The sequence below is a fragment of the Streptomyces mangrovi genome (assembly GCF_900114215.1).
Lineage (GTDB): Bacteria > Actinomycetota > Actinomycetes > Streptomycetales > Streptomycetaceae > Streptomyces > Streptomyces barkulensis.
The window spans coordinates 16,433-34,922 of record NZ_FOSG01000028.1 but is presented as its reverse complement, the minus strand read 5'-3'; the positions used below and the strand labels follow the sequence as shown (position 1 = coordinate 34,922).

15 protein-coding genes, 1 tRNA gene and 1 riboswitch are annotated in these 18,490 nt (G+C 73.5%); of the genes, 10 read left to right on the top strand and 6 right to left on the bottom strand.

Annotation, left to right across the window (positions count from 1 at the left end):
* The first annotated feature begins 185 nt into the window (after positions 1–185).
* The 9 genes from BM237_RS26390 to BM237_RS26355 all read left to right on the top strand — a co-directional run bounded on the left by BM237_RS26390 (position 186) and on the right by BM237_RS26355 (position 10,907).
* A complete protein-coding gene (locus tag BM237_RS26390; RefSeq protein WP_093852251.1) occupies positions 186–2,165 on the top strand; it encodes a DEAD/DEAH box helicase in 1,980 nt (659 codons plus the stop codon).
* Between the two features lie 267 nt (positions 2,166–2,432).
* Positions 2,433–4,601: a LamG domain-containing protein gene (locus tag BM237_RS26385; protein ID WP_175541143.1), complete on the top strand. Its 2,169-nt coding sequence runs from the start codon at positions 2,433–2,435 to the stop codon at positions 4,599–4,601.
* Between the two features lie 79 nt (positions 4,602–4,680).
* Positions 4,681–4,753 (top strand) — tRNA-Lys (locus tag BM237_RS26380).
* 328 nt (positions 4,754–5,081) lie between these two features.
* Positions 5,082–5,438 (top strand): PRC-barrel domain-containing protein, encoded by a 357-nt coding sequence (locus BM237_RS26375; protein ID WP_093852249.1) that lies wholly within the window; start codon positions 5,082–5,084, stop codon positions 5,436–5,438.
* Between the two features lie 37 nt (positions 5,439–5,475).
* On the top strand, positions 5,476–5,637 hold the full coding sequence (locus BM237_RS29455) for a hypothetical protein (RefSeq protein WP_165869361.1): 162 nt from the start codon (positions 5,476–5,478) through the stop codon (positions 5,635–5,637).
* Between the two features lie 164 nt (positions 5,638–5,801).
* On the top strand, positions 5,802–7,124 hold the full coding sequence (locus BM237_RS26370; RefSeq protein ID WP_093852248.1) for an APC family permease: 1,323 nt from the start codon (positions 5,802–5,804) through the stop codon (positions 7,122–7,124).
* Between the two features lie 98 nt (positions 7,125–7,222).
* On the top strand, positions 7,223–8,425 hold the full coding sequence (locus BM237_RS26365) for a PP2C family protein-serine/threonine phosphatase (RefSeq protein WP_245794058.1): 1,203 nt from the start codon (positions 7,223–7,225) through the stop codon (positions 8,423–8,425).
* A gap of 226 nt (positions 8,426–8,651) precedes the next feature.
* A riboswitch (cyclic di-AMP (ydaO/yuaA leader) is annotated at positions 8,652–8,830 on the top strand.
* A gap of 11 nt (positions 8,831–8,841) precedes the next feature.
* Positions 8,842–9,900 carry a M23 family metallopeptidase gene (locus tag BM237_RS26360; RefSeq protein ID WP_093852247.1) on the top strand — a complete coding sequence of 353 codons (1,059 nt, stop codon included), beginning with the start codon at positions 8,842–8,844 and terminating at the stop codon, positions 9,898–9,900.
* A gap of 248 nt (positions 9,901–10,148) precedes the next feature.
* Entirely contained in the window at positions 10,149–10,907 is a 759-nt protein-coding gene (locus tag BM237_RS26355) for a hypothetical protein (RefSeq protein WP_175541142.1), read from the top strand.
* Positions 10,908–10,923: 16 nt separating this feature from the next.
* Here the strand turns inward: BM237_RS26355 and BM237_RS26350 are convergent, their stop codons facing one another.
* Genes BM237_RS26350 through BM237_RS26340 form a run of 3 tightly spaced genes read right to left on the bottom strand, consistent with a single transcriptional unit; the run spans position 10,924 to position 12,488 of the window.
* On the bottom strand, positions 10,924–11,412 hold the full coding sequence (locus BM237_RS26350) for a glutathione peroxidase (RefSeq protein WP_093852246.1): 489 nt from the start codon (positions 11,410–11,412) through the stop codon (positions 10,924–10,926).
* A gap of 9 nt (positions 11,413–11,421) precedes the next feature.
* Positions 11,422–11,643 (bottom strand): DUF397 domain-containing protein, encoded by a 222-nt coding sequence (locus BM237_RS26345; protein WP_093852245.1) that lies wholly within the window; start codon positions 11,641–11,643, stop codon positions 11,422–11,424.
* Entirely contained in the window at positions 11,643–12,488 is an 846-nt protein-coding gene (locus BM237_RS26340) for a helix-turn-helix domain-containing protein (RefSeq protein WP_093852274.1), read from the bottom strand. Before BM237_RS26340 ends, BM237_RS26345 begins: the two co-directional genes overlap by 1 nt.
* A gap of 187 nt (positions 12,489–12,675) precedes the next feature.
* Between BM237_RS26340 and BM237_RS26335 the strand changes: the two genes are divergently transcribed.
* Positions 12,676–13,329, top strand: a complete 654-nt coding sequence (locus BM237_RS26335; protein WP_093852244.1) for an ATP-binding protein — start codon at positions 12,676–12,678, stop codon at positions 13,327–13,329.
* 12 nt (positions 13,330–13,341) lie between these two features.
* On the opposite strand, the gene BM237_RS26330 is transcribed toward BM237_RS26335, so the two are convergent.
* The 3 genes from BM237_RS26330 to trmB all read right to left on the bottom strand — a co-directional run bounded on the left by BM237_RS26330 (position 13,342) and on the right by trmB (position 18,408).
* The gene (locus tag BM237_RS26330) at positions 13,342–16,515 is read right to left on the bottom strand and encodes a DEAD/DEAH box helicase (RefSeq protein WP_245794065.1); all 3,174 of its coding nucleotides are present in this window, start codon (positions 16,513–16,515) and stop codon (positions 13,342–13,344) included.
* A gap of 240 nt (positions 16,516–16,755) precedes the next feature.
* Positions 16,756–17,535, bottom strand: a complete 780-nt coding sequence (locus tag BM237_RS26325) for an alpha/beta fold hydrolase (RefSeq protein WP_093852243.1) — start codon at positions 17,533–17,535, stop codon at positions 16,756–16,758.
* A gap of 138 nt (positions 17,536–17,673) precedes the next feature.
* On the bottom strand, positions 17,674–18,408 hold the full coding sequence (gene trmB, locus BM237_RS26320; protein ID WP_093852242.1) for a tRNA (guanosine(46)-N7)-methyltransferase TrmB: 735 nt from the start codon (positions 18,406–18,408) through the stop codon (positions 17,674–17,676).
* Between the last annotated feature and the right edge of the window lie 82 nt (positions 18,409–18,490).

The following is an 18,490-nucleotide window of genomic DNA, read 5'->3' as shown; positions in this document are numbered from 1 at the left end:
GCTCGGGGAGGGGAGGTCGTATGGTGGCAGATCGTTTGCTCCCATTTGCCCGGCGCCGTGAATCAGTAGCGCGCCGTGTGGCGCGTTCCTCACCTGAGCCGTGGCTGACCGCATCGAGGCGGTCTTATGCGAAAACACGGAGTTGCGGGCGCGTGCCATGTGACTTCCGAGAGGTTTGTTTCCGCATGTCTGTGACCACCCCTGACGTCGTCCTGCCCGAGGACGAGCCGACGACCACGTTCGCCGACCTCGGCCTGCCCGGCGAGATCGTCCGCAAGCTCGCGCACAACGGCGTCACCGTCCCGTTCCCGATCCAGGTCGCGACCATCCCGGACGCGCTGGAGGGCAAGGACGTCCTCGGCCGCGGCCGCACCGGCTCCGGCAAGACGCTCAGCTTCGGCCTGCCGCTGCTGGCCCGCCTGGCCGGCGGCCGCACCGAGCGCAAGCGCCCCCGCGGCGTCATCCTCACCCCCACCCGTGAGCTGGCCATGCAGGTCAGCGACGCGCTCCAGCCGTACGGCGATGTCCTCGGCCTGAAGCTGAAGGTCGTCTGCGGCGGCACCTCGATGGGCAACCAGATCTCCGCCCTGGAGCGCGGCGTCGACATCCTCGTCGCCACCCCGGGCCGGCTGCGCGACCTGATCAACCGCGGCTCCTGCTCGCTGGACGACGTGGAGACCGCGATCCTGGACGAGGCCGACCAGATGGCCGACCTGGGCTTCCTGCCCGAGGTCACCGAGCTGCTCGACCTGGTGCCGGCCGGCGGCCAGCGGATGCTGTTCTCCGCCACGCTGGAGAACGAGATCGACACCCTGGTGCGCCGCTACCTCGTCGACCCCGTCCACCACGAGGTGGACGCCGCCCAGGGCGCGGTCACGACGATGAGCCACCACGTGCTGATCGTGAAGCCGCGCGACAAGGCGCCGGTCACCGCCGCCATCGCCGCGCGCAAGGGCCGCACCATCGTCTTCGTCCGCACCCAGCTCGGCGCCGACCGCGTGGCCGAGCAGCTGCGCGAGGCGGGCGTACGGGCGGACGCGCTGCACGGCGGCATGACGCAGGGCCTGCGCACCCGGACGCTGGCCGACTTCAAGGACGGCCGCGTCAACGTGCTGGTCGCCACCGACGTCGCCGCGCGCGGCATCCACGTCGACGACATCGACCTGGTGCTCAACGTGGACCCGGCCGGCGACCACAAGGACTACCTGCACCGCTCCGGCCGCACCGCCCGCGCGGGCCGCTCCGGCACGGTCGTCTCGCTGGCGCTGCCGCACCAGCGGCGGCAGATCTTCCGGCTGATGGAGGACGCGGGCGTGGACGCCTCGCGCCACGTCATCGGCCGCGGCGACGCCTTCGACGACGACGTGGTGGAGATCACCGGCGCCCGGTCGCTGACCGAGGTGCAGGCCGAGTCGGCGCTGAACGCCGCCAAGCAGGCCGAACGCGAGGTGGCCGAGGTCACTCGGCAGCTGGAGCGCGCCCAGCGCCGCGCCGCCGAGCTGCGCGAGGAGGCCGACAAGCTGTCGGCGCGCGCCGCCCGTGAGCGGGGCGACGACCCGGGGGCGGCCGTGGCCGCGGTCGCCGAGGCGACCGAGGCGGCGGTGGCCGAGTTCACCGCCGAGGCGGACGCGGCGGAGGCGAAGGCCGAGGCCGACGCGCGCCGGGCACGCGAGGAGCGGTCGTACGAGCGCCGCGACGACCGGGGCAACTTCCGCCGTGACCGGGACCGCGACGACCGCCGCCCGTACGGCCGCGACCGTGACGACCGGCGTGGCGACCGTGACGACCGCGGCGACCGGCGTCCCTACAACCGCGACCGGCGCGACGACCGCGGCGACCGTGGTGAGCGCGGGGAGCGCCGTCCGTTCAACCGCGACCGCCGTGACGACCGGGGCGGCTTCCGCCGCGACAACGACCGGCGCGAGTTCGGCCACCGCGGCGGCGGCGACCGCCCGTTCAACCGGGACCGCGACGACCGCCGTCCCTTCAACCGCGACCGCGACCGTGACGACCGCCGCCCGTACGGCCGCCGTGACGACCACCGCGGCGGCGGCTACCAGGGCGGTGGCTACCAGGGTGGCGGGCACCAGGGCGGTGACCACCGCGGCGGCGGCCGCTCGTTCGACCGCCGTGCGGACAAGCCGCGCTGGAAGCGCAACGGCTGAGCCGGACAGACCGGTTGAGGGCCCGGCCCGGAGCATCGCTCCGGGCCGGGCCCTTCGGCGTGTCCGGGCCGTACGGGCGGTGAATATCGCGGTGCCGCTGTCACCGCCCGTTGGTAGCCTCCCGGAGGCTTGTACGGCGCGGCCGCACGGAGTCCTTCCCCCTCTGTCCCGCTTCCGTCTGTTCCCGCCTGCCTCCCGTCCGCCTCAGCCGCGTGCGGGACGCGCGGAGGGCCGATGTCCCCGACGACCTCGAAGGATGATCAGAACGTGCGAAAGCACCGAAGAGCCGGCCACCGGTCCCGGCCGGTCCGGTTCGCGGCCGTGGCGGCGACCGCCTCCCTGGCCGTGACCGGCCTGCCGACGGTGGCCGCCGCGGCGGAGAACAACCCGCCGTCCCGGCCGCTCGTCTCCGAGCTGTCCACCGGGAACGCCGAGTGCGCCGCCGGGGAGGACCGCCCGTACCTCGGGACGCGTCCCCAACTCCGGGCCGTGCTCCGCGACCCCGACGCCGCGCCGGGGGTCGCCGCGCAGGTCGTGGGGGAGTTCGAGATCGAGTGGAAGGACGCCGACGGCGAGCGGCAGCGGCGCACACTGGGCCCCACCCCGCGGAAGGCGAGCGGTTTCCCCTTCACCGTGTCCGCTCCTTCGGACATCCCCGCCCACACGGTGATCTCCTGGCGGGTACGGGCGCACGACGGCACGGAGTGGGGGCCGTGGAGCTCCTCCGGCGGGCAGCACCGCTGCGAGTTCGTCCACGACGACGAGGCCCCCGCCGCTCCGGCGGTCTCCTCCACCGACTACCCCGACGACTACGTCTGGCGCGAGGGTGTGGGCGACTACGGGTCCTTCGTCCTCGAGGCGGCCGACGACGACACGGTGGCCTACCAGTACTCCTTCGACGGGGCCCCGCTCCGGACCGTTCCGGTGCCGGACTCCGGCGAGCCGGTGACGGTCCGGTGGCTGCCCACGAGGAGCGGGCCCCACTGGATCGAGGCTCAGGCCGTGGATCGGGCGGGCAACACGAGCCTCCCCGCCCGGCACGACTTCCGCGTCGGTGACGGCCGAGCCCCCGTGTCCCACTGGAAGCTGGTGGACCCGGCCGGCTCCGGCGAGGCCGCGGACGAGTCCGGCCGGCATCCGGCCGCGGCCGGCGGTGGAGTGGAGTTCGGCGCGGCCGGCCCCTCCGGCACCTCCATCGCCTCGGCGGCCGCCCTCGACGGCACCGGGAACGCCTATCTCGCGCCCGGCGCCACCGCGGTGGACACCACCCGGGTGTTCTCCACGGGGCTCTGGGTGCGCCCCCGGAGCGTGGACCGCGACATGACGGCGGTCGGTCAGGACGGCACCTCGGGCGGCCCCTTCACCCTCGGCCTCGACGCGGACGGCGGCGCGGACGGCACGGGCCCGGCGTGGATCCTCGAACTGCCGACCGGAGCAGGCCCCCTGAAGGTCCGGGGCGGCCACCCGGCGGCCGGGCAGTGGACCCACCTCGCCGGTGTGTACGACCCGGTGGCGGAGAAGGCCCGGCTGTACGTGAACGGCCGCGCCGTGGCCACCGCCGAGCCTGCCGCCGACGCCACGGCCACGGGGGTGCTGCAGATCGGCCGTGCCCACCGGGACGGTGAGGCGGGCGGCCACTGGCACGGCGAACTCGCCGACGTCCGGGCGTGGGACCGGATCGCCGCCGCCGGCGAGCTGACGGAGCTGGCGAAGCGCGGGGCCGAGCGCACCGGCTACTGGCAGCTCAACGAGGCACCGGACGGCACCAGTCCCGAGTACGACGGCGGCCAGGGGCTGACCCTGGGGGGCGACGCCGAGGTCTTCGTGCCGGAGTGCAGTACGGACACCGACATCTTCTGCGACGCCGAGCAGCCCCTGGTCGGCACCGGACACCTGCGGCTCGACGGCGACGGCGACCACGCGGCCACCGCGGCGCCGCCCGTCGCCACGGACGACGGCTTCACCCTGGCCGCCCAGGTACGCGTCGCCGAGCTGGAGCCGTCCCGCGACATGGCCGTGCTGTCCCTGCCCGGCGAGCACACCAACGCCCTCGTCGTCCGCTACCGCGCCGACGTCCACCGGTGGGAGCTGTCCGTCTCCCACGCGGACCGCGCGGACGCCGGGACCACCACCGTCACGGCCGAGCCCTACACCGGCAGCACCCTGGGCCAGCACCTGGCGGTGGTGTACGACGCGAGCGGCGGCACCGTCCGGCTCTACGTGGACGGCAGCCTGCACGCCTCGGCCGAGGCGGACCTCCCGGCCTCCCGCACCTGGGCGGCCACCGGCGGCCTCCAGGTGGGCCGTGCGCTGACGGCCGACGGCTGGGGCGAGTACCTGCACGGTGACGTGGACGAGGTCCGCGCCTACTCGGGCACGCTCACCGAGTCCCAGCTCATGATGCTGAGCATGCCCATGGAGATGCCCCACCTGTAGACCGCGCCGGCCCACCGGCCGTGACACCGTGCGCAATGCCTTCGAAGCGCGGCCGGTGGGCGGGCTATGCTTCGTGGGCGGGCCGTTAGCTCAATTGGCAGAGCAGTGGACTTTTAATCCATTGGTTGTGGGTTCGAGTCCCACACGGCCTACCGGGCCCCTCGGGGCCGGAACCCCCGCCGACCTGCGTCGGCGGGGGTTCTGTCGTCTCCGGCGCGGCCGTGTCGGCCGAATCCGCGGCCGTGGCCGGGGTGTTGTGCGTGCGGGCACTCCGGTACGACGGAGGGCGCCGTACGGCAGGTGTGGGGCCCGCGGAGGCGGGAACCCGCTCCCTGTGCCCGGAAAGCGGCTCGGACGCGGTGCGGGGGCGGAGGCGGCGAGCTCACCGGCGAGGCGAGCCCCGGAGGCCGGCTCCGCGCACGCGTGCGGGCGCTTGGCGCGGGCTCACCGTCCGGACCGTCCGTCCAGGGAGCTGAGCGAATGATCCGTCCAGCAGACATCCGCGAGTGGCGCGGCCACGATGTCGTCGATGCCGGAGGGCACAAGGTCGGCCCGCTCGAGGCGGTCTACACCGACACGGCGACCGACGAGCCCGCCATGGCCACCGTGCGGATCGGACTGCCCACCCGTCAGCGCCTGGTGTTCGTACCTCTGGACGGGGCGGTCGTGGGGCCGGGCTACCTCATGGTCCGGTACGACAAACCGCTGGTGAAGGACGCTCCGTCCATCGGCACCGATGACGTGCTCCCCGCCGAGGAGGAGGAACCGGTCTTCCGCCACTACGGCATCCCCTACCGCGCGGGCGCCGGAGGCGAGCGGCGGCTGGCGCGCGGCTGACCGGCGCGTCCGAACAGCGCGAAGGAGGCGTTCACCCATGTGGTTCTTCCTGTTCCTGCTTCTCGTCGCGGCTGTGCTGGGAGTGCTCGGCGCGGTGGTGGAGGGGCTGCTCTACCTGCTGTTCATCGGGATCGGGGTCCTGGTGCTCGCGGTCCTCGTCATCTCCCTGCAGCGGTCCCGCCGTCGCGCCGGCCGCTGAGGCCGCCGGTACCCGTACGTCCCCTCCCCGCCCCCGCCCGGCGGGCGGCCCGCGACCTGCGGGTGCGGGCCCTGTAGCGGTAGCGTCCGGTGCGGCCGGTGAGCGCCGGTCGCCGGCCGCCGACAGGGCCGCCGACACGGGCACACCCACGGGAGGGGACGGGTATGAGCGGGACGGCGGAGGGGGCGCGGGAGGCTCCCGGGCTGCGGCGGCGGCTGGGCACCGGCGACGCGGTGGTGATCGGCCTGGGGTCGATGATCGGCGCGGGCGTCTTCGCGGCCTTCGCCCCGGCGGCCCGCGCGGCCGGGGCCGGGGCCGGTCTGCTGCTCGGCCTGGCGCTGGCGGCGGTGGTCGCGTACTGCAACGCGACCTCCTCGGCCCGGCTGGCCGCCCGCTACCCGGAGTCCGGGGGCACCTACGTCTACGGCCGCGAGCGGCTGGGGGAGTTCTGGGGCCATCTGGCCGGCTGGGGCTTCGTGGTCGGCAAGACCGCCTCGTGCGCGGCGATGGCCCTGACGGTGGGCCTGTACGTGTGGCCCGGGCAGGCGCACGCGGTGGCGGTCGCGGCGGTGGTGGCGCTGGTGGCGGTGAACTACGCGGGCGTGCGGAAGACCGCCTGGCTGACCCGCGCGATCGTGGCGGTCGTCCTGGCGGTGCTGGCCGCCGTCGTGGTCGTCTGTCTGACCTCCGGCGAGGCGGACGCCGCCCGGCCGGCCTTCTGGTCGGCCCCGGCAAGGGAGGCCTCGCCCGGGGACGTCTCGCCCGGCGGCGTCTCGCCCGGTGGTGTGCTCCAGGCGGCGGGCCTGCTGTTCTTCGCCTTCGCCGGCTACGCGCGCATCGCCACCCTCGGCGAGGAGGTCCGCGACCCGGCCCGCACCATCCCCCGGGCGATCCCGGTGGCGCTGGGCATCACCCTGGTCGTCTACGCCGCCGTCGCGGTCGCGCTGCTCGGCGTGCTGGGCGGCGACGCGCTGGGCCGGGCGACCGCGCCGCTGGCCGACGCGGTGCGCGCGGCGGGCGTACCGGAACTGGTCCCGGTGGTACGGGTGGGGGCGGCGGTGGCGGCGCTGGGCTCGCTGCTGGCACTGATCCTCGGCGTCTCCCGCACCACCCTGGCGATGGCCCGCGACCGGCACCTGCCGTCCGTGCTGGCCGCCGTGCACCCGCGCTTCGGCGTGCCGCACCGCGCCGAGCTGGCGGTCGGCGCGGTGGTGGCGGTGGTGGCCGCCACGGGGGACCTGCGCGGCGCGATCGGCTTCTCCTCCTTCGGCGTCCTGGCCTACTACGCCGTCGCCAACGCCTCCGCCTGGACCCTGGGCCCCGGCGAGGGACGCCCGCCGAGGATCGTGCCGGTGGTGGGGCTGGCCGGGTGCGTGGTGCTGGCCTTCGCCCTGCCGCTCGCCTCGGTGGTCTCGGGGGCGGCGGTGCTGGCGGCCGGGGCCGCCTCGTACGGGGTGCGCCGCGCGCTCGCCGCACGCGGGGCGTAGGCGCCCCCGCGCCCCCGCGTTCCCCCGTTCGGGGCCCGGTCGTCCGACCGGCGCTTGATCGACTCGCCGGGACGCCGGGCGTCGGGGAGATTGGAAGGATGCGGGGCGACGGGCAGCGGGAGACGGACGGCGGCAGGACCCGTGTCCGCGCCATCCCCGTCATCGGCCGCCCGCCGTGGATGCTGCCCCTGCTGCTGGTCCTGCTGGGGCTGGCGGTCAATCTGCTGACCCCCGCCGACGTCTTCCTGAGCGCGCCGTTCATCGCGGCGTCCCTGGTCGCCGCGGCCCTGTGGACCTTCGGCGGCACGGCGGTCACGGTGGCCGCATCGACGGTCGCGGTCGTCGCCCTGCTGGTGCGCGCCGGGCTGCACCCGACGGAGAGCACGGTGCGGCTGGTCACCAACGCCACCGTCGGGGTGCTGGCGCTCGTCCTCAGCCGGGTCCTGCACCACAGCGAGGTCAGCGCGGCCTCGGCCCATCAGGTCGCCGAGGCCGTCCAGCTCGCCGTGCTGCCCGTGCCGCCCGGCCGGGTCGGCGACCTGAGAATCGCGGTCCGCTACGAGGCCGCGCAGGCGCACGCCCGGATCGGCGGCGACCTGTACGGCGTGCAGCGCACTCCGTACGGGCTGCGGCTGCTGGTGGCCGACGTGCGCGGCAAGGGGACGGAGGCCGTCGGCACGGTCACCGTCGTCCTCGGCGCCTTCCGGGAGGCGGCCGAGGCCGAGGCGGATCTGGCGGCGGTCGCGGACCGCGTCGAGCACGCCCTGCTCCGGGAGGCAGGGCAGCGCCAGGCGTGGCCGGGCCGGTCGGAGGAGTTCGCCACGGCCGTGTTCGCCGAGGTCCCGGCCGGTGCCCCGGGGAGCCTGCGGATCGTCAACCGGGGCCATCCGCCGCCGGTACTGCTGACCGGGCGGGGAGAGGTGCGGCTGCTGGAGCCGGACACCGAGCCGGGCACGGAGGCGTACGCGCTGCCGCTGGGACTGGGGGACCTGGCGGTCGGCCCCGGGAACGGGCGGACGGAACCGGTGCCCTTCCCGCCCGGCTCCCTGCTGCTGCTCCACACCGACGGCCTGACGGAGGCGCGGAACGCGGCGGACGTCTTCTACGACCTGGCGGAGGGGCTGCGCGGCCAGCGCTTCACCGGGCCGGCGGCCCTGCTCGACCACCTCCTCGCGGAGGCCGGCGCGCACACCGGCGGGCACCAGGGCGACGACATGGCCCTGCTGGCGGTCATGCGCGACCCGGAGGTCCCGGAGCCTGCGGAGCCCCCGGAACCCCCGGCCGCCGGTGACCGTCCGTAGTCGACGTGCGCCCCTCCGCATAACAACTGAGGCAACGTCAGATGGTGTGGCGTGCGTCTCATGCGCCGATCCGGCGGTCGAATCGCCCGAATTGGCCCGCTGATGCCCCGATGGTCCTCCGTCAAGAAAGCCCCATGTTCAAAGAGGGGACTTGGAAACCGGAGCGCACCTCTATTAACGTTCGATAACGCAGCGCGGTCGTCACTGTCGCCGAAGAGGGCGGCACCGTGCGCCGTCGCCGAATCCCGCAAGCGCGGCCCCGCCAACAGCGAGGACGCGTCCAGGGAACCGGGGAACCACCAATTGGGGTGAATCGGAGTCATACGGCATGCCCGTATGGATCCGTAGGAGACCTTCCTGCTCCGAACCCGTCAGCTAACCCGGTAGGCGAGAAGGAAGGAAAGGAGAGCGCCCCCGTGGCGTCCAGCACCCCGGCCCCCGAGGTCTCGTACGACCCGCACACCGCCGCTTTCGCCCCGTTCGGTCCGGAAGGCGACGGCGACCAGCCGGTGTGGAACCCGACCGAGGACTCCGTCCGCCCGGTCCGCGGCCGGCACCGCGTCGCCAAGCAGCGCAACGGCATGGCCCGCAGCGGAGCGGTCCTCGGCGTCGGCATGATCGCCGCGGTCGGCGCGGGCGGCATAGCCACCGCCAAGGACAAGTCGCCGGTCGCCATCTCCATGCCGGACGTGGACCTCGGCGCCGTGGCCGAGGGCATCCCCGTCGTCGGCGGCCTCGTCTCCGACGGCGGCGACGGCGGCGACTCCGCCCCTCAGACGGAGACCACCAGCCCCTTCGGCGGCACCGCCACCCAGGCCGGCCTGGACACCTCCGACGCCACCACGACCGTCGTGACGGCGGACGCCGGCGAGGCACTGCGGGCGCGCATCCTCCAGCAGGCCGACCAGCAGCAGACCGGCGCCACCCAGGCGGCGCTGGAGGAGGCCGCCGACCAGGCCGCGGACAAGGCGGCCGAGGAGGCCGCCGACCAGGCCGCCGAGGAGGAGGCCGAGCGCAAGCGCAAGGCCGCCGAGGAGGCGGCGCGCAAGGCCGAGGCCGAGCGCCTGGCCAAGCTCGCGGCCAGCTACACCCTCCCGCTCACCTCGTACCAGCTCACCTCCACCTTCGGCCAGTCCGGCTCGATGTGGGCCAACAACCACACCGGCCTGGACTTCGCCGCCCCCACCGGCACCCCGGTCAAGGCGGTGCACAGCGGCGAGATCGTCGAGGCCGGCTGGGCGGGCTCTTACGGCTACCGCATCATCCTCCGCCTCGACGACGGCACCGAGATCTGGTATGCCCACCTGTCCTCCATGACCGTCACCACCGGCAAGGTGACCACCGGCGACGTCATCGGCCGCGTCGGCTCCACCGGCAACTCCACCGGCGCGCACCTCCACATGGAGGTCCGTCCCGGCGGCGGCGACCCGATCGACCCGCTGACCTGGCTGCGGAGCAAGGGCCAGTCCATCTGACGACGGCCGGCCCGTCCGGCCCCGTCCGTCCGGCCCGTCCGGCAGCGGTCCGCTCCGCTCCGCCCCGACCGGGGCCCCGAGCCCCGGTCCCACACACCCCGGCGGCCCTGGTGATCCCCCCCGACACCAGGGCCGCCGGTCCTTTCCCCACCCGCGTGCTCCCCGTACGCCTTCCGCCCGCCGCGCTGACGTTCGGACGGGCGGCTAGCCTCGACCCCGCGACGGACGCGACGGGGGAGGCGGGGCCGGTGACGGGGGCGAGGACGGACGGCGCGGGAGCGGCTGACGGCGCGGGCGGGACGCCCGGGGTGATCGAGACGCCCGGGGCGACCGGGGCGGGCCCCTCCGCGCGGTTCACCAGGGTGCTGTGGTGGTTCACGTTCCACACGGCGTGCGCCACCGCCGCGGTGGCCCTGGCCTACCTCGCCCCGGCCGCGCCGCTGAGTTGGTGGCTGCGGGGCCCGGCCACGCTGACCGCCTGCCTCCTGATCCCGCTGGCGGCCCTGCTGATACCCGTGCTCGAACTGCGCCCCCTCCCGTGGGACCGGCGCAAACTGGCGTGGCAGCTCGCCTTCCCCGTCCTCACCGGGGTCGTGCTGGGCGTCACCGCCGGGCAGGCCGGGCACGACGACGGCCTGCGGGAGCGGGGGCGGTGGACACAGGCCGTGGTCGTGGAGCGGAAGGAGGGGAAGACCGACCGGTGCGTCCTGCGGGACCGCTTCGGCCGGGAGATCTCCCCGGACCTGACGCAGGGCGACGGCTGCGACAGGTATGTGGAGAAGGGCGACGTGCTGCGCGTACTCCACGACCCCGAGGGCGCGGCCGATCCCGCCACGGACGAGGACACCCCGTCGTACGACGGGATCCTGGCGGGGGCGGCACTGGCGCATGTGGTGCTGGGCACCTGGGGGAGCGCGCGCACGCCGCGCCTGAACCCGGGGAGCCGGGCGAACCCCGCGCGCCCCGGGACCGGCGGCCGGTCCGCGCGGACCGGCCGCCGGGCGTGAACGGCCCGCCGCCGGATCAGGCGGGCAGCCGCTCCTCGATCGCGGCGACGACCTCCGCCGCCTCCGGCTCGACGGCGGGACGGAACCGGGCGGCGGGAGTGCCGTCCGCCGCGACCAGGAACTTCTCGAAGTTCCACTGCACGTCCCCGGCCTGCCCCTCGGCGTCGGCCAGCTCCGTCAGCTCGGTGTAGAGCGGGTGCCGGCCGTCCCCGTTGACGTCGGTCTTCTCCAGCATCGGGAAGGTGACGCCGTAGGTGGCCGAGCAGAACGTGCCGATCTCCTCGGCGGTACCGGGCTCCTGGCCCATGAACTGGTTGCACGGCACGCCGACCACGGTGAACCCGCGGTCGGCGTACTGCTTCTGCAGCCGCTCCAGGCCCTCGTACTGCGGGGTCAGCCCGCACTTGGACGCGACGTTGACGACCAGCAGCACCTTGCCCCGGTGCTCGCCGAGGGTGGTGGGCTCGCCGGTCAGGGTGCGCAGGGGGATGTCGTAAAGGCTCATACGCCCTGTCTAGCAGAGTTCGCGCCCGCGCCCGTCGTGAGCCTTCACACCGTCCAGGAACGTTTCCCACGCCCCCGCCGGAAACCTCAGCACGGGCCCGCCCGCCCCCTTGCTGTCCCGCACGGCCACACCCCCCGGCCCGTACGCCGCCTCCACGCACTCGGTCCCGCTGCCGCCGCTGTGGGAGGACTTGAACCACTCGGTCCAGCCGCCTGTGGACTGCTGTCGCATCAAAGCTCCTCGCAGGCTCGCTCGATGGTGGCCGCCGACGCCGAGATGTCCAACGCCTGCGCCCGCAGGTATTCGAACGCCAACCTATAGCGCTCCAGTTCCTCCGGCTTCTCCATGAACAGGCCACCTCCGAGGATGTCCACATAGACCACGTCCAGCGCGGGCTTGGGACCGCCCAGTACCACAAAGCTCCCCACCGCGGCCGCATGTGCTCCGGCCGCGAACGGAAGGATCTGCACCGTGACGTGAGGCGACTCGGCGCACGAGAGTAGATGCCGCAACTGCTCCCGCATGGTGTCGCGCCCGCCCACCATCCGCCTGATCACGGCCTCGTCGACCACCGCCCAGATGTGGGGCGGCTCTTCCCGCCTCAGCAACTCCTGCCGCTTCATGCGGATGTCGACCATGTGTTTCACCTCCTGCTCCGTGCAGCGCATCTCGGAGGCGCGGTGTACGGCCTCGGCGTAGGCACGGGTCTGGAGGAGCCCGGGGACGTAGACGCTCGCGTAGTGGTCCTCGCGTACGACCTCGTCCTCAAGGGTGAGCATGAGGTTCATCGACTCCGGGATGGGATCGGCGAGCGAGCGCCACCATCCTTGGATCTTGGCACCCTTGGCGAGTCCGACCAGCGCCTCGCGTTCCTCGTCGGTGGCACCGTACTGGCGGCAGAGTGCGTCCACGACCGGCCACTTGACCGGGCCCTCCTTGGTCTCGTAGCGGCTCAGCGTCGCCTTGGAGATGCCGACGCGGGCGCCCGCCTCCTCCAGTGTGAGGCCGCTGCGCTCGCGCAGGCGGCGGAGGTCGGCGCCCAGTTGGCGGCGTCGGGTCGTCGGTCCAGCAGCCATGGTCACGGCCTTCCTCTGTCGATCTCCCCGAGCCTGCACGGCCTGGTCGTGTGGGTACAACCGCGGCGTGCGCCAGGGGGCGCGCGGCCGGGAGAACACTTCCGTTGATACCAGGTGAGAGTTTCATAAAGAGAATGAGAGTGTCACTCTGAGAGAGCAACGACGGCATCCCGGAAAGGTCGCAGGCATGCTGAAGAACGAGTGCGCGGTACCGCGAGGCGGACTGACCGTTCCCCTTCTGGCGCAGCCCGAGGAGCTCTCGCGCCTGAGGCGGTTGACTCGCTCCTACCTTGAGCTGTGGGAGCTGGAGACCCTCGCCGACACCGCCCAGCTCTGCGTCAGCGAACTGGTCGCAAACGTCATCCTGCACATCGGGGAGGGCACGCCGATCACACTGCGCTTCTCGGCTCGCGGGCGGCGTCTGCGCATCGAGCTGAACGACCCCGAGCCACATCGGATCCCCGTGCTTCTCCCGGCCTCGGACGAGGCGGAGTCGGGACGAGGCATGGCGCTGCTCGACGCGGTCGCCGCCGACTGGGGCGTCGCCCTCCATGCGGAGGGCAAGGCCATCTGGTGCGAGTTGGACACCACCCCTGGTGCCCCACAGCTCAGGCCCGAGGATCCGTGCCCCGTCAGGACGGACGTGCTCCTCAACTTCTACGTCCGCACGGAGCCGGCGCCCGGCCGTCTGGCAGGCGCCGTCAGCGAGGACGCGGCCGTACGACTGATCGCCGACGTCCTCCACTGGCTTCGCGCCCACGGCCACGATCCGGACACCGCACTCGACCACGCCCAGACGCGCTTCGAGGCGATGGCGGCGGAGACCAGCCGGTGGAACTGACGGCCGCGGCGGTCACGCACCGCTCGCGACGGACGTGTGCGTCCACACGTCCGCCGGCAGGGGATGGGCGAGCCGCCACACGACGCCCATCGGACGACTGCCCTTGTGGGACACGTACTCGGCCGGACCTAGCAGCATCCAGGGCCCGGGGCCGCCTATGTCCGTCGTCTTGAAGCGCCGGGCGAAGAGCAGGACGTGGGTGCCTAGCTCCCGGTGGCGCCGGTAGCGCCGCCCGGTGGGGGAGGCCTCGGAGGTGGTGCTCTGGGACTCCCAGTGGAACAGCTCCTGACTCAGTGCGTAGTCCTTGTACCGCGTCTGCGGCGAGAAGTCCTTCTCGTCCTTCTCCAGCGTGACGAGCAGGGCGTCGGTGCGCAGGTTCTCGCACCAGCGCACGCCCTCGCGGAAGTTGACCGGCCTGAGGCCGTCCAGGTCCGCCTGTCCCAAGGCGGTCAGGATCTCCTCGCGGTTGTAGAAGGCGTGGACGGTCAGGGGGACGGAGGCGTGCGGGCCGTCGAGCGGGATCGGGTAGTGCCCGGTGTGCTCCAGGTTGTACTCCAGGAGTTGGCGCACCTCGTCGCGGAACGCGGTCTGCCCGCGCAGGGACTCCAACCCCTCCCCGTAGTCGTCGAAGCCCCCGCCGCCCGGCCACAGGGAGAAGAACAGCATCCGGGCGTACGCCTGCTCCCTCGGGGCCAGCGACGCGTAGTGCGGGGCGTCATCGACCAGGAGGCGGGTGTAGGCGGCCACCCGCTCGGGGTCGTCCACGTGCAGGAAGGCTGAAGCGCGCCTGAGCAACTCGGCTTCCCCGTCCGGCGCCGCGCCGGATATGAGCCCGGCGCGGCGCAGCAGGCCGGTCCAGGAGTTCTTCCCCCGGTACAGGTCCCTGGGCTCCCGTCCGCTCTCGCGGAGGTAGGAGCCGAGGCTGGGCTCGGCGTAGGAGGCGATCTCGCGGGCGAGCCGGGCGGCGTTGACGGTGATGTTGCTCCGGATGTTCTCCAGGACGCGTTCCTTCGACTTGCGGTCGAGGACGATCTGGCAGCCGGAGGGGAGTTGGGGGAAGTCCTCCTCGGCATGGCGGAGCAGTCTGGTGCGGCCGAGGTCGGTCAGCGCGCGGAACTGCTCCTCGAAGCGGAACTCCCGGCGGTGCTGGCCGATGAAGTCCAGCACGGTGAGCACGGCTTTGTCCTGTGTGCGGCGCAGTCCGCGTCCGAGTTGCTGGAGGAAGACGGTGGCGCTGGAGGTGGGGCGCAGGAGCAGCAGGGTGTCGACGTCCGGGATGTCCACGCCCTCGTTGAACAGGTCGACGGAGAACAGCACCAGGATCCTGCCGTCGCGCAGCCCCGCCAGGGCCTCGGCGCGCTCGGCGTCCGGGGTGGAGCCGTCGACGGCTTTCGACCTGATGCCCGCCCGGTTGAAGAAGTCCGCCATGAAGTGCGCGTGCCGCACGGAGACGCAGAATCCCAGCGCACGCATGGAGCGGGGGTCGGCCACCTTGTCCAGCACGGCGGCGACGATGAGTCTGGCCCGGGCGTGGTTGCCGGTGAGGAGGTTGTCGAGCTCGCCGGTGTCGTACGCCCCGCGCTTCCAGGTGACCGACTCCAGGTCCGTGGTGTCGGCGATACCGAAGTAGTGGAAGGGGGAGAGCAGTTCGTTCTCCAGTGCCTCCCACAGCCGCAGCTCGGCGGCGATGCGGCCGCCGAAGAACTCGTCCTGGACGTTGCGCCCGTCCATGCGCTCCGGGGTGGCGGTCAGCCCCAGGAGCTCGGTGGGCCGGAAGTGATCGATGACGCGCCGGTAGGTGGCGGCCGTGGCGTGGTGGAACTCGTCGATCACCACGATGTCGAAGTGGTCCGGCGCCAGGCGGGCCAGGGCGGCGGGTCTCGACAGCGACTGGACACTGGCGAAGACGTGCCGCCAGTCGCGGGGGACCTCGCCGCCGGTGAACAGCGAGCCGAAGTTCCCGTCGACCAGCACGTCCTGATAGGTGCGCAGCGACTGCTTCAGGATCTCCTGGCGGTGGGCGACGAAGAGCAGTCTGGGGTCGCGCCCGAGCTCCCGCCGCAAGGCCCGGTAGTCGAGGGCGGCCATGACGGTCTTGCCCGTGCCGGTGGCGGCCACCAGCAGGTTGCGGTGGCGGCCATGGACGGCACGCTCGATCCGGAGCCGCTCCAGCATGTCCTGCTGGTGCGGGAAGGGGCGGACCTCCAGCCCGGAGAGGGTGACGGCCCGGGTGTCGCCCTGCGGACTCCTGCCCCCGGCCTGCGCGAGCGCCTCGTCGAGCCGCGAGACGTCTGCGTCGCTGTCGGGGTCGTACGGCTCGAAGGCGGGATCGCTCCAGTAGGAGTCGAAGGTCGCCCCGAACTTCCTCAGCACCGCGGGCGTCGCCACCGACGACAGCCTGACGTTCCACTCCAGGCCGTCCAGCAGGGCGGCCCGCGAGAGGTTGGAGCTGCCGACGTAGGCCGTGTCGAAGCCGCTGCCGCGGCGGAACAGCCAGGCTTTGGCGTGCAACCGCGTGGAGCGCAGCTCGTAGTTGACCCGCACCTCGGCGCCGAAGCGCTTCGCCAGGCGGTCGAGCGCATGCCGCTCGGTGGCACCCAGATAGGTGGTGGTGATGACGCGGATGGGTACGTTCCGTTCGGCGGCCTGCCGCAGGGAGTCCTCCAGCACCCGCAGTCCGTGCCACTTGACGAAGGCGCACAGCAGGTCGACGCGGTCGGCCGTGGCGAGCTCGGCTCGCAGCTCGTGGCCCAGACCGGGGTCCTCGGGGGCGTTGGTGATCAGGGCGGCGTCGGACAGCGGGATCGAGGGACGGCGGAGCTCGTAGACGCCCTGGGCCTGCTGCCGGGCGACGGCGACGAGCTGCCTCGGGCCTTCGGCGACGCGGTCGATCCACTCCTCGGCGCCCTCCCTGGTCACCAGTGCGTCCAGGATCCGGTTGGCCTCGCCGACCCGCTCCTCCTCGGAGGGCAGGGACTCCAGCACGCGGCGGACGGCCTCGGCTATGTGCCGGGCCAGGACGTGGGGCGAGGACTGCTCGCCCACCTTCTCCTCGACGGCGCGCCACTCGCCGCCGTCCAGCGCCCGCAGCCGCTCCTCCAGACGTGCGGTGACCAGCTGCTCGTACAGGCCCGGGGCCGGTGCTGTGCCCTGCCCGGCGGGCCGTCCGGCGAACTGCTCCGCGATGGCGTCGGCCACGGGCGTTCCTCCTCGTCTCGGCGGTCGCCCCGTCTCGGCGGCCGACGTCGGCCGTTCTATCAGCAGGCACCGACAGTCCGTACGCCCGACCGGCCGATCGGCGCCGGTTCCGCGGGCTTCGCGGTCCGGCCGCGACGCCGTATGCGGTCGGGCGTACCCGCCCCGCCCCCGGCGGCACCGGTGGTGCTGTGGCGAAGGAGCCCGGCACGCGCAGGGCCGGTGGCCCGGCTATTTCCGGTCTCGGGCCGCGAGCGCCGCCGCACTGGCGCGAGCGAAGGCATCCGGGGTGTCCAGCATGATGTTGTGTCCGCAGTCCGGGATCGCGACCACGGACACTCCGGCCTCGACGAGTTCTTCGGTTCCCGGGAGCGGGCCGTCGGCCTCGGGCAGCAGATATGTGCGGGGGATCCTCAGGTCCAGCAGAAGCTTGCGCATGGTGGGGACGGTGCCGCGGGCGAGGTGGACCGCGCTGCGGTACAGGGCCTCACGGCCCGCCAGACGCATCGTGGACCACCAGTGGGAGCCGACCCGGTCGCGGACCTCTTCCCAGCCCCCCGCCAGGAATTCCCGCTCGGAGTACGCGGCGATACCGCTGCTGCCGCCGGAGCCGGGCACGGGCGGGATCGGATCGAGGTTGGCGTCGACCATGATCAGGTTGGAGACCAGGTGCGGATGCCGGGCGGCCAGGACGACGGCCACCGAGCCTCCCATGCTGTGCGCGATCAGCTCCGCACCGGTGACATCCGCGGAGGTCAGGGCGGCGGCGAGTGCGCCCGCATGGGATTCCAGGGTGTAGTCGAAACCCGTCGGCCGGTCGCTGAGGCCGTGACCGAGCAGATCGATCAGCAGTGAACGGCGGCCGGCCAGCAGAGGATGGGTCGCGACCTCCGTGAAGTAGGCGGGTGAAGTGGCGCCCAAACCGTGCACGTAGACACGTGCCGGTTCCCGCCCCGGCAGCTCGACCCAGCGGATCTGGTCGCCCTCGGGCGTCGCGGCGGCACTGCGCACAGTCTGCTCCTCCTGCGGTCGGATCGACGAAGGGATGAGGGTAGCCGCCAAGCCCGGACGAACCGCCGTCGATTTCCACGGGCGGGCCCTCTGCGCGAGCACGGCCCGCCCGGCGGCCGGCCCGCCGCCGGGCCCCCGTCAGGGGAGGCGGCGGAAGAGGAGGTCGCGGACGACGTGGCCCTTGTCCAGGCCCTGCTGCTCGAAGCGGGTCAGCGGCCGGAAGTCCGGGCGCGGCGCGAAGCCGCCGTCTGCCTGCGTGTTCTCCAGGGCCGGGCAGTCGGTGAGGACTTGGAGCATCTGCTCGGCGTACGGCTCCCAGTCGGTGGCGCAGTGCAGCAGCCCGCCCGGCCGCAGCCGGGAGGCGGCCAGCTCCACGAACTCCGGCTGGACGATGCGCCGCTTGTGGTGGCGCTTCTTGGGCCACGGGTCCGGGAAGAAGACGCGGATCCCGGCGAGGGAGCCGGGGTCGAGCATCTCGCGCAGCAGGATGATCGCGTCGCCGTTGGCGACCCGGACGTTGGACAGCCCCCGCCGTTCGGCCTGCCCCAGCAGGTTGCCCTGGCCGGGGGTGTGGACGTCGGCGGCGAGGATGCCGGTGGCGGGGTCGTCGGCGGCCATCCGCACGGTGGCCTCGCCCATGCCGAAACCGATCTCCAGCACCACGGGCGAGCCGGGCGGGAGGGCGTCGAAGAGTTCGTCGAGGTCGAGGCGGCGGTCGCCGTCGATCTCCACGCCCCACTCCGGCCACAGTCTCAGCAGGGCGTCCCGCTGGGCGGCGGTGACGCGGCTGCGGCGCGGCTGGAAGCTGCGGATGCCGCGCTCGTGGCGGTCCCCGACGGGGTTGGCGGAGGGGCCGGTGCCGTCGGGGAACATGGCGCTCTGCGCGCTGGGCGTGCCCTGTGCGCCCCGGGTGCTCCGCGTGTCCCGGGCGGGGGCCGCGAGCGCTCCGCGCGCT